Origin of the sequence: Metabacillus idriensis, assembly GCF_009674765.1 — a bacterium.
Lineage (GTDB): Bacteria > Bacillota > Bacilli > Bacillales > Bacillaceae > Bacillus_P > Bacillus_P idriensis.
In genome coordinates, this window is the sequence record NZ_WKKF01000001.1 from 1,173,690 (window position 1) to 1,188,284 (window position 14,595).

Here is a 14,595-nt window from a genome sequence, read left to right on the forward strand (position 1 = left end):
CATTAAGGGGGTTTTTTTTACAAAATAAAAAGGCGGCTATTTTAAATAGAACCACCTCAGGTGATTAACGCTGTCCGCTGCTCCCTGATAAAGCTTTAATGACAGGGGTTATAATCTCTTCTTTATTCCCTACGTGCCCTTCAATTTGGAAGATCACTTGATTATCGTCCACTACAACAAGAGAAGGATATTTTTCTACTTCAAACGAATACTTTTCTTCCGCGCTTGACTCGATAAACTGCAAACCTTCAACTTCTTCTGGAAAATCCCGTTTTAAGTCAATGAGTGCGTCATAATAGACGGATTCCCGATATTCATCTTGTTCATCTGAAAAAAATAAAAGCTTTCTTTCTTCCGGTTCGGGTTTATTAATCGCTTCAGAAGTGAAATTCAAACTGCAAGATGATAGAAGAAATACTGGCATGATGAAGGCGACAATAACCGACTTTGCCATATTGCCCACCTCTTTTAATTGAAATGGTCTTAACATACCGCTCTAATTAGAATAAAAAACCAATACTTACTACCTATTTTTATAATGCCGCCGTGCTAAATTAATGCTATTTTATCATGTTTTCCGAATATTCCCCTGAATGTTACCTATTTGTTACATAAATGAAAAATATACAGCAGGTATGTCGCATAACTTAAATACAGGTGATATAACGGTTGAATTAAAGAAGGGGAGTAAAGATGAAATGGCCAATGATTATAATTCTGCAATGTATGATATGGGGCGGCTATTTACTGGTGGAGCGGGTTTCTGAAAAAGATTCTCTGCAGGCTAAAATGATCTTGCTCGGGGTTTTTTTGTACATAGCATATATTTTGGCGGCATCTCTTTCACAATCAAAAAAAATCTCTTTGATTGTGACGGCTGCAACTGCCGCGGCGGCGTTCTTCTGCAAAGATGAATTCCTCTTGCTGATTAGAACTTTTATTTAACTGCACTGTCTTCATAAAAAACACTTTCTTGACAATCAAGAAAGTGTTTTTTTGCATTATTTCTTTTGCACAGGCTCATACATTGCAAGTCTTTCTTTACGCAGGGACTTTAATAGTGAAAAGACCATCAGAATCATGATGACGGCAAATGGAAGAGCTGCAATAATGGAAGCTCTCTGCAGGGCTTCAAGACCGCCAACCCATAAGAGAATTGCTGCTGCTGCTGACTGAATGATGCCCCAAATGAACTTCACCCTGCCGGACGGATTTAAATCGCCATTCGTCGTCTGCATACCGAGCACAAATGTTGCAGAATCAGCTGACGTGATAAAAAAGGTGCTGATCAGCAGGATAGCGAGGAGGGACATGAATGTGCCCAGAGGAAATTGCTCGAGCACGGCAAACAGAGCTACTTCCATACCTTTATCATTGATTATATCCATAATCGGTTTCTTCATGAAATGCTGAAGGTATAAAGCAGAGCCGCCAAAGACAGAAAACCAAAGTGCGCCAAAGATAGTCGGCACAGCAAGCACTCCAATCAAAAATTCTCTGATCGTCCGGCCTCTTGATATCCTTGCTATGAAGGTGCCGACAAACGGCGCCCAGGAGATCCACCATGCCCAGTAAAAAATAGTCCAGTCCTGCACCCAGGTGCTTTCCTCAGTAAATGGTGTAAGGCGAAAACTCATATACGTCAGATTCTGAAGGTAGCCTCCAATGGTCGTTGTGAACAAATCCATGATGAAATTGGTTGGTCCCGCAAAAAGGAGAAAAATCATCAGTGATATCGCAATTATAATATTAGCGTTACTGAGAATTCTTATGCCTCTATCTAAACCTGTTTGAGCGGAGAGCATAAAGAAAAATGTGACAATTAAAATAATAATCAGCTGGGTGGTAAAGGAGTTGTTTATTCCATCAAATAAATAGGAAACGCCTCCCCCTATTTGAATCGCTCCCAGACCGAGAGAGGTAGCAACCCCGAAAACGGTAGCAAAAACGGCCAGAAAATCTACAAGGGTTCCGAGCTTTCCATCGACCTTATCACCAAATAATGGTCTAAGAATGTTGCTTATGACGCCATTCTGCTCTTTTCTGAAAGTGAAATAGGCAAGAGCAAGGGCGATAACGGAATAGATTGCCCATGGATGCAGGCCCCAATGAAAAAAGGAATAACGTAAAGCAGCTCTGGCTGATTCATCTGTAAATCCTTCTCCAGAAGGAGGAGCGCTGTAATGATTCATAGGCTCTGCAACTCCCCAAAAAACAAGCCCAATCCCCATCCCGGCACTGAATAACATCGCAAACCAGCTCAGATATGAATAACTTGGTTCATCATCATCTTTTCCAAGCTTTATATTTCCATATTTCGTGAAGATCAATCCCACAGCAAAAATCAGAAAGAAAGACGCTGTGAGCAGGTAAAACCAGCCAAACTTTTCAATGATAAATCCGTGAACAAGCGTCGTCGCGTTTGATAAATTGGCATCTCCCACTAAACTTTTAGGCAATGCGCCCCAAATAATAAAAAGAACAGAAACGATAACGGAAATGATAAAAACAGGTGTCATTCTTTTCATAAAAGAACTAGCTCCCTTATACATAGTAAGTAGGTACCGTTGTTAATTAATTCCTCTTTTTATATAGTGAAGCAATCAGCCTTATATTATACTAATAAAGGAGAAAGAATGGGGGATACATCATAATGAAGCATTTGTTTTTCATCCTTGCAGCAGTTTGGTTGCTTTCGGCGTGCAGCTCAAATGAGACCGGAAATGAAGCATCGGCCCCTGCTGAAGCGGACAAGCACAAAGAAGAACAGAAAATGGAAAAGCCGCCCGCAAAACCTGAAGCGAAAGAAGATGAAAAAACTGAGGAGGCAGCAGCTGAACCGGAAGCTCTTCCCAAATACAAAATAGATCCTGCGAATTGGAGCATTAAGCCTCTGAGCGCAGATGTCAATTCAAAGGCTGTTTTAGTTACAATTGATGATGCTCCGGATAAACACAGTCTTGAAATGGCCCGCACACTAAAAGACTTGGGAGCAGGTGCCATCTTTTTCGTCAATGGCCACTTTTTAGATACGGACGAAGAAAAAAAGACATTGAAAGATATTCATGACCTTGGATTTCCGATCGGCAACCATACGATGACACATGCAAATTTAAAAGATCTGACGGCAGAAGAGCAGGAACAAGAAATTGTTGAACTGAATGATCTTGTTGAATCAATCATAGGAGAAAGACCTCACTTTTTCCGTGCTCCGTTCGGGAGCAACACAGATGAAAGCCGGAAAATAGCAGGGGAAGAAAAAATGGTTCTGATGAACTGGACATACGGGTATGATTGGGAGCAGGATTATCAATCGAAAGATGCTCTTACAGACATTATGGTCAATTCGCCGTTTCTCACAGATGGCGCCAACCTGTTAATGCATGACAGGGAATGGACAAATGAGGCACTTAGAGGAATCGTGGAAGGCTTGAAAGGGAAGGGATATGAAATAGCCGATCCAGATTCAATCGAAAAAATCTCATAAAAAAAGCGGTCCTTCAGGATCGCTTTTATCTTTTATAAAAGTACATTTTTCTGCCGTTGAATAAGGTTAATTCGCCCTTTAATTTTTTTGCGAGAAACTTGGAAAACTCATTTGCTTTATTCCTGTCTCCGTATTTTGAATCAGAGGGGAGGGTGATTTGCAGAAAAGAAGGATGCTCATCTCCGGCTTCACCGATTCCAACATACATTTTTGCATATCCCCTTTCTTCAGATGTTAAAGAAAGATAGCCGTCCGTTTGTCTGCATTCATAAGGGAAAGCGGAACTTTCATATGCGAAGTTTAATTGCTGGCCGGTTTTATTCGTTATCTCCTTATAGTAGTGAAAAAGATTTTCTACTTCATCAACCGTTATGTGCTGCTGAATGGATCCGCCGACTAATTTTATAAAAGCGTGAGAGGCCATCATGTCAACTCCTAAGTTTCTGAATGATTATCTTAAATTTTACAAATATTTAAACAATCTGACAAGATAAAGGTTTAACTAATTGTAGTGGAGGGTAAATTAGGTTATAATTAGTCTGAATAATCAGATAAAATTAAGGGAGGCCTTCATGAACGCTTTAGAAAAGTTTTATGATGACACAGAGCAGGCAAACGTCAGGTATGTTGGATTTGCTTCAAGTGATCTGAGGTATGATTTGGCCATAGTGTACTCAAGCATGTTTTTTGGCAAACCTCTCGTCGTATGTCTCCAAACAGGTAAAGCAGCTCTCCTTGACTCATTAGATATTGAAGACCTCGAACTCCTCAAGCAAACATTTCGCACGGATACCCTCCAGCAGGCATCCGAACTCTCTGATTTCTTCAAAGATGTGATCCCGGCCGGCCATTTGACAACACAATATGAATAAGGAAAAACTGGCGTATTTCAGCCAGTTTTTTAATATGCTTTTATAAGAAAGTAAGATAAATATAGTAAGAGAAAAAGATTAAATGTGTTATACAATTTAGGCTTGACGGATTAAATGTGTTATATTATTATAGAGTTACAAAGTATTAAGCGCTTTCAATAATTCGAAAAGCGCTAATCCATTCAAAAAAGGGGTATGGAAATGGGAACAATCGTATGTCAAACATGCAATGGTACGATCGATCATTTTGAGGACGAAAAGGTCAGTGTTTTGTATGGGAAGTGCACAAGCTGCGATTGCCAGGTACTCGAAAGAGAAATCACAGTTATTCAAGGGGTTTAAATAGAGGATAGATGAGAGCATGCAGGATTTCCTGCATGCTTTTGTTTTCTTTATGCTGGCAGTCGAATACGTTTCGGCTCAGGCAAACCATGCTCAAAAAGACGACTCACAAGTGAATCGCCTTTTCGTATTATCTGATTGCTTTATGTTCTTTAATTACTCTCAAGTAGTTAAGCTCAGGATCTTCTGGTCCTTGTACTGGAAGTCCGACTTCCAGGTTTTTGCGCACATACGCAAGATTTTCTTCTGAGATGATTTCTCCTGGGATGAAAATTGGAATTCCCGGCGGATAAACCATGATAAACTCTGCAATGATGCGTCCTGCTGATTCACTGAAAGGCACAACTTCCGTTTCTGCGTAAAATGCATCGCGAGGTGTCAGCGCTAAAACAGGAATATCAGGCAGCATGACGGTCGGTTTCACCAAGTCTGCCGATGCATTCATGAATTCTGAAGACAGCGCCTGCAGTGCTTCAACCAAAATGCCTGTTTCTTTTTCAGTATCCCCAGGTGTAATGATGCAGAGGATGTTATATAAATCTGACATTTCAACTTCAATATTGTAGTTTTCACGCAGCCATTTTTCTACATCATACCCATTTAAGCCGAGTTCTTTAATCGAAATGATCAGCTTCGTCGGATCATAATCAAATGCCGCTTTGGTGCCGACAATCTCCTCGCCGATGCACTCGATTTTATCAATTTCATTAATTTTTTTTCGTGTATCTTCTGCAAGACGGATCGCCCGTTCGACCAATTCGCGTCCTTCTGTAGCCAAGCGTTTTCTGGCAACATCGAGAGAAGCTAATAGCAGGTACGAGGTAGAAGTTGTCGTCAGCATGCTCAGGATGGTTTGAACTCTTTGAACAGATACCAATCCTTCCCGCACATTCAGCACAGAGCTTTGCGTCATCGAGCCTCCAAGCTTATGAACACTTGTTGCTGCCATATCTGCTCCTGCCTGCATCGCTGACATCGGCAGGTCTTCGTGGAAGTGAATATGCACTCCGTGAGCCTCATCAACAAGAACAGGCACATTGTATGAATGGGCAATTTCAACGATTTTCTTTAAATCGGCGGAGACCCCGAAATAAGTAGGGTTGATGACTAGCAGTCCTTTTGCATCTGGATGCTGCTCTAAAGCATGCTCAACAGACTCCGTTGTGATGCCGTGTGAAATGCCGAGGTCTTTATCAATTTCAGGATGAATGAAGATTGGTGTAGCACCCGAGAAAACAACAGCTGACATAATCGATTTATGAACATTGCGGGGAACAAGGATTTTATCTCCAGGACCGCATACAGCCATCACCATTGTCATAATTGCACCGCTTGTTCCCTGCACGGAGAAGAATGTATAATCTGCTCCAAATGCTTCAGCTGCAAGGTCCTGAGCTTTTTTGATCATTCCTTTTGGAGAGTGGAGATCATCAAGTGGCCCGATGTTGATTAAATCTATTGAAAGAGCAGGATCTCCGATAAATGAACGGAATTCAGGATCGATGCCAGCTCCTTTTTTGTGCCCCGGGATATGGAATTGAACAGGATCTTTTTTCGCGTGCTCTTTTAATCCTGTAAATAAGGGTGTTTCATATTGCGACAATTTGTTTTCCCACCTTCTTTAATTAAAAATAGTATCTATTTTCATGGTTTCATTTTCGTTATTTACACATAAAACAAGTGAATTATATCACTTTCCTTTTAGATTGAAAAGGTATTTTTCAAAGGAGGAAAAAACGGTAAAAGATTTAATTTGGCAGAATTTTTAGAATAATAGTTGTCTTTTTTGGCAGTTACATATTATGATAGAAGTAGATTTACATACCAACCGGTTAGTAAGTTAAAAGAAAGGGTGATTTTGTTGAACTTTACTTACTCTGATAAGGTGATTGATTTACAAAAACAAGTGACAGCTTTTATGGAAGAATTCGTTTATCCGAATGAAAAAAAGTATGAAGAACAATTAAATGCGCAGGAATCCAGATGGTCTGAAATTCCACCTATTATGGAAGAGCTGAAAATGAAAGCAAGAGAAAAAGGATTATGGAATTTATTTTTGCCTGAAAGCGAGTACGGTGCAGGCCTGACAAATCTGGAATATGCGCCGCTTTGTGAGATTATGGGCCGCTCATTGCTTGCACCTGAAGTGTTTAACTGTGCAGCCCCTGATACGGGAAACATGGAGGTTCTCGTCCGCTACGGCACAGATGAGCAAAAAGACAAATGGCTGAAGCCTCTGCTTGCTGGAGAAATCCGTTCATGTTTTTCAATGACTGAACCTGATGTTGCCTCAGCAGATGCGACGAATATTGCGGCAAGCATCATTCGTGATGGAGATGAGTATGTCATTAACGGAAGGAAATGGTGGTCTTCAGGAGCGGGCGACCCGCGCTGCAAGATTGCGATTGTAATGGGCAAATCTGATTTTAACGCATCAAAGTATGAGCAGCAGTCGATGATTTTAGTTCCGCTTGATGCGGAAGGCGTAAAGATTGAAAGAGTGCTGCCTGTTTTTGGCTATGATCACGCTCCGCACGGCCATGCAGAAATCACTTTTAATGATGTAAGGGTGCCAGCTTCAAATATGCTGCTTGGGGAAGGTAGAGGATTCGAAATTGCACAGGGCCGCCTGGGACCGGGAAGAATTCATCACTGCATGAGATTAATCGGGGCTGCAGAACGTGCGCTTGAAGAGTTATGTAAGCGTGTACAAACAAGAGAGGCGTTCGGCAAACGGATTTCAAGCCAGGGTGTCATCAGAGAATGGATCGCAGACTCCCGCATTGAAATTGAACAGGCGCGCTTACTGACGTTAAAAGCGGCTTACATGATGGATACTGTCGGGAATAAAGCAGCTAAAACGGAAATCGCGATGATTAAAGTCATTGCTCCGAATATGGCTTTGAAAGTAATCGACCGGGCTATTCAGGCATTCGGTGCAGCTGGAGTCAGCGAAGACACACCGCTTGCCGCTCAGTGGGCCAGTGCCAGAACATTGAGAATTGCTGACGGTCCGGATGAAGTGCATCGCGCCCAGCTTGCAAGGCTTGAGCTGAAAAAATACGACGTAAATCTTCAGACAGTATGAGGAGGGGCAACATGCACATTAAAGAAATGTTTGATCTGACAGATAAAGTGGCCATTATCACAGGCGGAGGCCGAGGGCTTGGCGAGCAGATGGCAGAAGGATTTGCACAGGCGGGCGCATCACTTGTCCTCTGTTCTAGAAAAGCAGCGGCATGTGAAGATGTGGCTTCACGATTAAGCAGCGAATATGGAGTAAAAGCCATTGCTTTATCCTGTGATGTGACAAATCGTGAAGATGTGAAAAATACTGTAAAAACAGCAATCGAAGAGTTTGGCAAAATTGATATTTTAGTAAACAACAGCGGGGCAACATGGGGCGCTCCTGTTCAGGATATGCCGCTTGAAGCCTGGAATAAGGTAATGAATGTGAATGTGACCGGCACATTTCTCATGTCCCAGGAAGCAGGCAAACATATGATTAAACAAAATAGCGGCAAAATCATTAATATCGCATCTGTGGCAGGGCTTGGCGGAACAGACCCGCGTTATATGGATACGATTGCCTATAACACAAGTAAGGGTGCTGTCATCACTTTTACTAAAGATCTTGCCGTGAAATGGGGCCAGCACAACATTAATGTAAATGCTATTGCACCAGGCTTTTTCCCTACTAAAATGTCACAGGTGATCATTGAAAACGGGAAAGATCATTTCTTGAATATCACTCCTCTTAAACGCTTTGGAACGGATCAGGATTTAAAAGGCGCTGCCCTGTTTTTGGCGGCAAGAGCTTCTGATTTTATCACAGGTGATGTTCTCGTCGTAGACGGCGGAACACATGCCATGTAAGGAAGGGGAATGTTAAATGAATCGTGATCCAGTCATTGTGGCAGCTGTCAGAACTCCAATCGGGAGACAGGGCGGTGCACTTTCATCAATGGAAGCCAATGAATTTGGGGCCATTGTTATTAAAGAGGCAATGAACAGAGCAAATGTATCTGCAGATATGATTGATGATGTCATTTTTGGAAATGTCCTCTCTGGCGGCGGGAATATTGCAAGGTTAACAGCCTTGTCTACCGGACTATCACTGGATATACCAGGGCTGACAGTTGACCGTCAATGCGGCTCAGGCATCAATGCTGTCAATCTTGCAGCGCAGGCGATTAAAGCGGGTGACGGAGACATTTATATTGCAGGCGGCACGGAAAGCATGTCTCTTGCTCCTTATTTAATGGAGAAACCGAAAAAACCATTCAGTCCTGCACCACCGAGATTTAAGTCAGCCGTGCTCTCACCAAAAGAAATCGGCAATCCTCCAATGGGAATTACTGCTGAAAATCTGGTTTCCAAATATGAAATCAGCCGCGCAGAACAAGATGAATATGCTCTCCGCAGCCAGCAGAGAATGGCAGCAGCTGTATCAGAAGGCAGATTTGACGAGCAGATTGTTTCTGTAGAGATCCGTCAGAGAAAAGGTGAACCTATCCTGTTCAGCGCGGATGAACATCCCCGTCCAAATACAACGATTGAAGGTTTAAAAGCATTGGGTCCTGCTTTTAAAGAAGGAGGAACCGTAACAGCCGGGAGCAGTTCTGGGTTGAATGATGCTGCATCAGCAGTTGTTGTCATGTCACGTGAAAAAGCTTCGGAACTTGGTTTGACGCCGCTATGCACAGTAAAGCATTATGCTGTTGCAGGTGTCGATCCGAATATTATGGGAATCGGTCCTGTTCCAGCAGTAAAAAAAGTGCTTGAGAGAGCAAAGTTATCACTCGCCGACATGGACATCGTTGAGCTGAATGAAGCATTTGCTGCACAAGTCTTAGCTTGCGACCGGGAACTGAATTTTGATCACAGCAAGCTGAACGTAAACGGGGGAGCAATTGCCCACGGCCATCCGCTTGGAGCAACAGGTGCGATTTTGATGACAAAGGCAATCTATGAGCTGAAGCGCTCAGGCGGACGCTATGCCTTGATCACGGCGTGTATTGGAGGCGGCCAGGGAATTGCGACGATCATAGAAAGAGAGATTGATTGATGAGGCTTGCCGGAAAAGTTGCAGTTGTTACAGGGGGAGCAGGCGGCATTGGCAAAGCAACAGCCATGCTGTTTGCAGAACAAGGAGCAAAGGTAGTAATCGGCGATTCCAACTGCGAAGCAGGAGAAAAAACGGCTCATGAAATCAGGGAGAAAAACCGGCCATGCCTTTTTGTTAAAACGGATGTGACTGACTCTGCTGATGTTCAAGGATTGATGAAAACAGCTGTAAAGGAATACGGTGGACTTGATATTCTTTTCAACAATGCGGGTGTGTCTAATCAGAGCGTGAAAATCGGCGATATGGAAACAGAGGAATGGGACCGGGTCGTTGACATCAATCTAAAAGGTGTTTTCTTGGGAATCAAACATGTGGTCCCATACATGCTGCGAAGCGGCGGAGGCTCAATTATCAATACGTCAAGCGTCCTCGGAATGAAAGGGAAAAAGCGGATGGCTCCATATAATGCATCAAAAGCGGGTGTAATTGCTCTGACAAAGAACGCCGCTCTTGATTATGGCAAGGGAAATATCCGTGTAAATGCGATTGCTCCAGGAGTGATCGATACTTCTATCATCGATGAGTGGCGAAATGATGATAGGAGATGGGAAATCTATACGAAATCGAATGCTCTTGCAAGAATTGGACAGCCTGAGGAAATCGCAAAGGCCGTCCTGTTTCTGGCAAGTGATGATGCTTCTTATGTGACAGCAGCCACGCTGCTTGTAGATGGGGGAACAATTACCTTTTAATCAATGGCTCTTTTTCGCGAGAACTGTATGAAAAGACAGCGAGGACTCAAAAAAGAGCCTAACCATAAAGGAGGAACCTGCAATTGGATAAATGGTTTGCAACGTATCCGGAGCATGTGCATCATGATTTTGACATACCTTACATGTCGATTCCCCAAATGTTTGAGGAAACCGTACATAAGTATGGTGAAAAAGAAGTCATTTCATTTTACGGGAAATCCATTTCTTATCAGCAAGCTGCGGGAATGGTAACTGCCTTCGCATCTGCCCTTCAGAAAAAAGGCATTCAAAAAGGCGACAGGGTGGCGATTATGCTTCCAAATTGCCCGCAGTATGTTGTTGCTTATTACGGTGCATTAAAAGCTGGCGCCATCATCACACAAGTAAATCCAATGCTTGTGGAAAGAGAGCTGGACCATATTCTGAATGACTCTGGGGCTGAAACGATCGTCGTTTTTGATGCTCTTTATCCAAGAGTAAAAGCTATTAGGGAAAATACTAACTTAAAGCAAGTAATAACAGTGAGTCTGCAGGAAGAACTCACACCAGATCCCGATGATTATTCGTTTCAGCAGTTTTTGGGCATGGGTTCAGGAGAAGTGCTGCCAATTCAGATTGAACCGGAGCATGATATTGCCGTCCTGCAATACACAGGCGGGACGACCGGACGATCCAAAGGAGCCATGCTCACACACCGGAACTTAATGGCAAACATTTATCAGTCTTATGAATTCTTTAAAAATGAAGTGAAATCAGGCTCAGAGCGCTGCTTAACTGTCATTCCATTGTTTCATGTATTTGGGATGACATCCTGCATGAACTTAACGGTTCTTCGCGGCAACTCCATGATCATGCTGCCGCGTTTTGATCTTGAAGAAGTGATGCAGACGATTAAACGTGAGCAGCCGACGATCTTTCCGGGAGTTCCGACCATGTATATAGCGATCACAAACCATCCAAATGCAGAAGAATACGGGATCAGCAGCGTCCGCATCTGCAACAGCGGCAGCGCGCCAATGCCGGTAGAGCTGATTAAAGAATTTGAACGGAAAACAGGTGCGAAAATTTTAGAAGGATATGGGTTATCCGAAGCGGCCCCTACGACGCACTGCAATCCACCGTTTGGAGAGCGGAAGCCGGGCAGTGTCGGTATCGGGGTGCCTGGAACAGCTTATAAAATTGTCGATGTCGCAACTGGTAAAGAAGAGGTTCCAGCAGGTACTCTCGGAGAAGTGATCATAAAAGGTCCTCAGGTAATGAAAGGATACTGGAATATGCCAGAGGAAACAGCCAATACCATTCGGGATGGCTGGCTCTATACAGGTGATATCGCGAAGGTAGATGAGGAAGGATATTTATATATTGTCGACAGGAAAAAAGATATGATCATTGCCAGCGGATACAATGTTTATCCCCGGGATATCGAAGAAGTTTTATACGAGCATGAGGCGATACAGGAAGCAGTTGTTATAGGGGTGCCTGACCCTTACCGCGGAGAGACGGTTAAAGCCTTCGCTGTATTAAAACCAGGGAAAAAGGCAACAGAAGAGGAAATTATTTCATTCTGCCGCAGCCAATTGGCATCCTATAAAGTGCCTGCCATCATTGAGTTCCGCGATCAGCTGCCGAAGACAAGCGTCGGAAAAATATTGCGGCGGGCACTCAGAGAAGAAGTTGTAAAAAGCTGAATATAAAGCAAATAATCTATGAATCTCATGGTAGGGCTTATGGTATAATCTCTTTAATCTAGGCTAGAGAGGATTAGGCATAATGAAAGAAAAAATCATACAGCAAAGCATTCAGCTTTTTGGAGAAAAAGGGTTTAAAGAAACATCCATTCAGGATATTGTAGACGCCTTGAGTGTCACAAAAGGCACGTTTTATTATTACTACAAAAGCAAAACAGAGCTGTTAATGGCGATACATTTAAAGTACATTGACGATCTTCTGCGAAAACAGGAAGAAATCATCCAGGATGATGCGAAAATGTACAAAGATAAATTGCATGAAATGGTTTATATGCTCATTCATGATATAGAAAAAGAAGGATTGAGCGCAAAGGTCTTTTTCAGGGAAATGAGAAATTTAAGTGAAGAAGATATGGCAGAGGTAGTAGCAAAAAGAGATCTTTTCAGAGTGAAGATTCAGCAGGTGCTTGAAGCGGGAATAGCTGCCGGCGAATTCCGCTCAGATCTGCCGATGGATATTGTCACATTCGGCATTTTGGGCATGACGAACTGGAGTTATTTCTGGTTTGATCCAAATGGCCGCGTATCTGATCGTGAAGTATCGGATATTTTTCTGAAAATCGTGCTCGAAGGATTAAATAAGTAGAGGAATTTTCGGGCGACCGGAAATTTCTTCGCCTATAACATACCGACTGGTTAGTAGTCGTTAGAGGAGGATCATGATGAAAAAAGAAGACATTCAGCAAATCTCGGTTATTGGAGCAGGACAAATGGGACATCAAATTGCGATGCTGTGTGCCCTTGGCGGCTATGAAACGATCCTGCAGGATGTTCATGAAAGCGCTTTAGAAAAAGCGGAGTCAACCTTGCATTCCATCATGGATAAATGGGTGAAAAAATCTAAGCTGACGGAAGAAGCGAAACAGACTGCTTTTGCAAGACTGAAATTCACATCTTCACTTGAGCGCGCAGCAAGTCATGCAGATTTCATTATTGAAGCTGTAGTAGAGAAGCTTGATGTGAAGCGGGAGCTCTTTGCAAGACTGGATCAGCTTGCAAAGCCGCATGCTATTTTGGCCTCCAACAGCTCAACAATTGTGAATTCTCTGATCGCATCTGCAACAAACCGGGAAGACAAAGTTGTGAACATGCATTTCTTTTTCCCGCCTCTTGTCATGGATTGTGTAGAAGTCGTCATGAGTGAGAAGACCTCAAACGAAACAGCAGAATTAACAATGGATGTTTGTAAAACGATCAACCGCACAGCTGTGCTTTTGAAGAAAGAAATCTCAGGTTTTATCGCAAATCGTATTTTAGGAGCTCTTCAGAGAGAAGCTGTTTTCCTTTATGAAGAAGGATATGCAAGCTATGAAGATATCGACATTATTTGCCGCAAAGCCTTAAATCATCCAATCGGCCCGTTTGAATTAATGGACTTATCAGGAATTGACGTTGGATATTACGTCATGCAGCAGCGCTACGCTGAGTCAGGAGATCCAGCTGACAAACCGTTCGCCTGCATTGAGCAGAAAGTAAGACAAGGGGACCTTGGCCGAAAAACAGGCAAGGGCTGGTACACATATCAAAAAGAAGAGGTGAAAAAATGACAGAGCGCGCCGTTTCATATGAAAAAATAGGAGCAATTGCCGTCGTAACGATCAATAATCCTCCGCTTAACGTCATGAACCAGCAGGTGACAAGGGAGCTGAAAGAAGCCTTTGCAGCTCTTAAAGAAGACAAAGAAACCGTTGCGGTGATCCTGACTGGTGCTGGAGACAGGGCGTTTATGGCCGGAGCTGACATTAAAGAGTTTCCTAATCTGATCGGCAGAAAAGGAATCAAAGCAAATTTCCTTGAAGGCCATGCATTCCTGAATGAGATTGATCAGTTTCCAAAGCCGACCATTGCCGTTTTAAACGGGCTGACCTTTGGCGGAGGCTGTGAACTCGCTTTAACATGCGATCTCAGGATTGCTGAAGAGCATGCTCAGGTCGGACTTCCGGAAATTAAGCTCGGATTGTTTCCTGGAGGAGGAGGCACACAAAGACTGCCTCGCACAGTAGGAGATGCAAAAGCGAAAGAGCTGATGTTTACAGGTGACCCAATCGATGCAGCAGAAGCTAAAAACATTGGACTTGTGTCATATGTCGTTCCTAAAGGGGAAGGCCTCCAAAAAGCGCTGGAGCTTGCAGGCCGTATGACGCGCCATTCACTTCCCGCTCTTTCAAAGATCAAAAAAGCGGTTGATCAGGGACTCAGCAGCTCACTTGAAGAAGGACTCGACCTTGAAGCGGAATTGTTTGAAGAAGTATTTCAGACCGAAGATATCAAAGAGGGCGTACAGGCATTTATTGAAAAAAGAAAGCCTGCTTTCAGCCATAAATAA

The 14,595-nt window shown here is 43.1% G+C and carries 16 protein-coding genes; 12 read left to right on the forward strand and 4 right to left on the reverse strand.

Translation table 11 applies throughout. From position 1 onward, the window contains the following. Positions 1–64: 64 nt before the first annotated feature. Positions 65–454, reverse strand: a complete 390-nt coding sequence (locus tag GJU41_RS05750; RefSeq protein WP_083328357.1) for a hypothetical protein — start codon at positions 452–454, stop codon at positions 65–67. Positions 455–693: 239 nt separating this feature from the next. Here GJU41_RS05750 and GJU41_RS05755 point away from each other — a divergent pair, with 239 nt between their 5' ends. Continuing rightward, on the forward strand, positions 694–945 hold the full coding sequence (locus tag GJU41_RS05755) for a hypothetical protein (RefSeq protein ID WP_070878995.1): 252 nt from the start codon (positions 694–696) through the stop codon (positions 943–945). Between the two features lie 56 nt (positions 946–1,001). On the opposite strand, the gene GJU41_RS05760 is transcribed toward GJU41_RS05755, so the two are convergent. Then, positions 1,002–2,528, reverse strand: coding sequence for a glycine betaine uptake BCCT transporter (locus tag GJU41_RS05760; protein ID WP_070878996.1), 1,527 nt, complete (start codon positions 2,526–2,528; stop codon positions 1,002–1,004). Positions 2,529–2,653: 125 nt separating this feature from the next. On the opposite strand from GJU41_RS05760, the gene GJU41_RS05765 reads away from it, so the two are divergent. Beyond that, entirely contained in the window at positions 2,654–3,487 is an 834-nt protein-coding gene (locus tag GJU41_RS05765; RefSeq protein ID WP_070878997.1) for a polysaccharide deacetylase family protein, read from the forward strand. Positions 3,488–3,512: 25 nt separating this feature from the next. On the opposite strand, the gene GJU41_RS05770 is transcribed toward GJU41_RS05765, so the two are convergent. Further along, entirely contained in the window at positions 3,513–3,911 is a 399-nt protein-coding gene (locus GJU41_RS05770; RefSeq protein ID WP_070878998.1) for a DUF1885 family protein, read from the reverse strand. A gap of 148 nt (positions 3,912–4,059) precedes the next feature. Between GJU41_RS05770 and GJU41_RS05775 the strand changes: the two genes are divergently transcribed. Further along, the gene (locus GJU41_RS05775) at positions 4,060–4,359 is read left to right on the forward strand and encodes a DUF3055 domain-containing protein (RefSeq protein WP_070878999.1); all 300 of its coding nucleotides are present in this window, start codon (positions 4,060–4,062) and stop codon (positions 4,357–4,359) included. Positions 4,360–4,560: 201 nt separating this feature from the next. Next, complete coding sequence (locus GJU41_RS05780; RefSeq protein ID WP_083328358.1) at positions 4,561–4,701, forward strand: GapA-binding peptide SR1P; 141 nt, start codon at positions 4,561–4,563, stop codon at positions 4,699–4,701. Between the two features lie 130 nt (positions 4,702–4,831). On the opposite strand, the gene GJU41_RS05785 is transcribed toward GJU41_RS05780, so the two are convergent. Beyond that, positions 4,832–6,304: an aminotransferase class I/II-fold pyridoxal phosphate-dependent enzyme gene (locus tag GJU41_RS05785; protein ID WP_070879000.1), complete on the reverse strand. Its 1,473-nt coding sequence runs from the start codon at positions 6,302–6,304 to the stop codon at positions 4,832–4,834. A 258-nt stretch (positions 6,305–6,562) separates the two neighbouring features. Here GJU41_RS05785 and GJU41_RS05790 point away from each other — a divergent pair, with 258 nt between their 5' ends. The 8 genes from GJU41_RS05790 (at position 6,563) to GJU41_RS05825 (ending at position 14,595) form a co-directional block, all read left to right on the forward strand. Continuing rightward, positions 6,563–7,789 carry an acyl-CoA dehydrogenase gene (locus tag GJU41_RS05790; protein ID WP_154318140.1) on the forward strand — a complete coding sequence of 409 codons (1,227 nt, stop codon included), beginning with the start codon at positions 6,563–6,565 and terminating at the stop codon, positions 7,787–7,789. An 11-nt stretch (positions 7,790–7,800) separates the two neighbouring features. Next, positions 7,801–8,577: an SDR family oxidoreductase gene (locus GJU41_RS05795; protein ID WP_070879002.1), complete on the forward strand. Its 777-nt coding sequence runs from the start codon at positions 7,801–7,803 to the stop codon at positions 8,575–8,577. Positions 8,578–8,593: 16 nt separating this feature from the next. Next, positions 8,594–9,769, forward strand: coding sequence for a thiolase family protein (locus GJU41_RS05800; RefSeq protein WP_154318141.1), 1,176 nt, complete (start codon positions 8,594–8,596; stop codon positions 9,767–9,769). Beyond that, entirely contained in the window at positions 9,769–10,521 is a 753-nt protein-coding gene (locus GJU41_RS05805; RefSeq protein WP_154318142.1) for an SDR family NAD(P)-dependent oxidoreductase, read from the forward strand. Before GJU41_RS05800 ends, GJU41_RS05805 begins: the two co-directional genes overlap by 1 nt. 143 nt (positions 10,522–10,664) lie before the next feature. Then, on the forward strand, positions 10,665–12,209 hold the full coding sequence (locus GJU41_RS05810; RefSeq protein WP_154318335.1) for a long-chain-fatty-acid--CoA ligase: 1,545 nt from the start codon (positions 10,665–10,667) through the stop codon (positions 12,207–12,209). An 82-nt stretch (positions 12,210–12,291) separates the two neighbouring features. After that, positions 12,292–12,855 carry a TetR/AcrR family transcriptional regulator gene (locus GJU41_RS05815; protein WP_154318143.1) on the forward strand — a complete coding sequence of 188 codons (564 nt, stop codon included), beginning with the start codon at positions 12,292–12,294 and terminating at the stop codon, positions 12,853–12,855. Positions 12,856–12,931: 76 nt separating this feature from the next. Next, positions 12,932–13,816: a 3-hydroxyacyl-CoA dehydrogenase family protein gene (locus tag GJU41_RS05820; RefSeq protein WP_070879007.1), complete on the forward strand. Its 885-nt coding sequence runs from the start codon at positions 12,932–12,934 to the stop codon at positions 13,814–13,816. Beyond that, entirely contained in the window at positions 13,813–14,595 is a 783-nt protein-coding gene (locus tag GJU41_RS05825) for an enoyl-CoA hydratase (protein WP_070879008.1), read from the forward strand. Before GJU41_RS05820 ends, GJU41_RS05825 begins: the two co-directional genes overlap by 4 nt.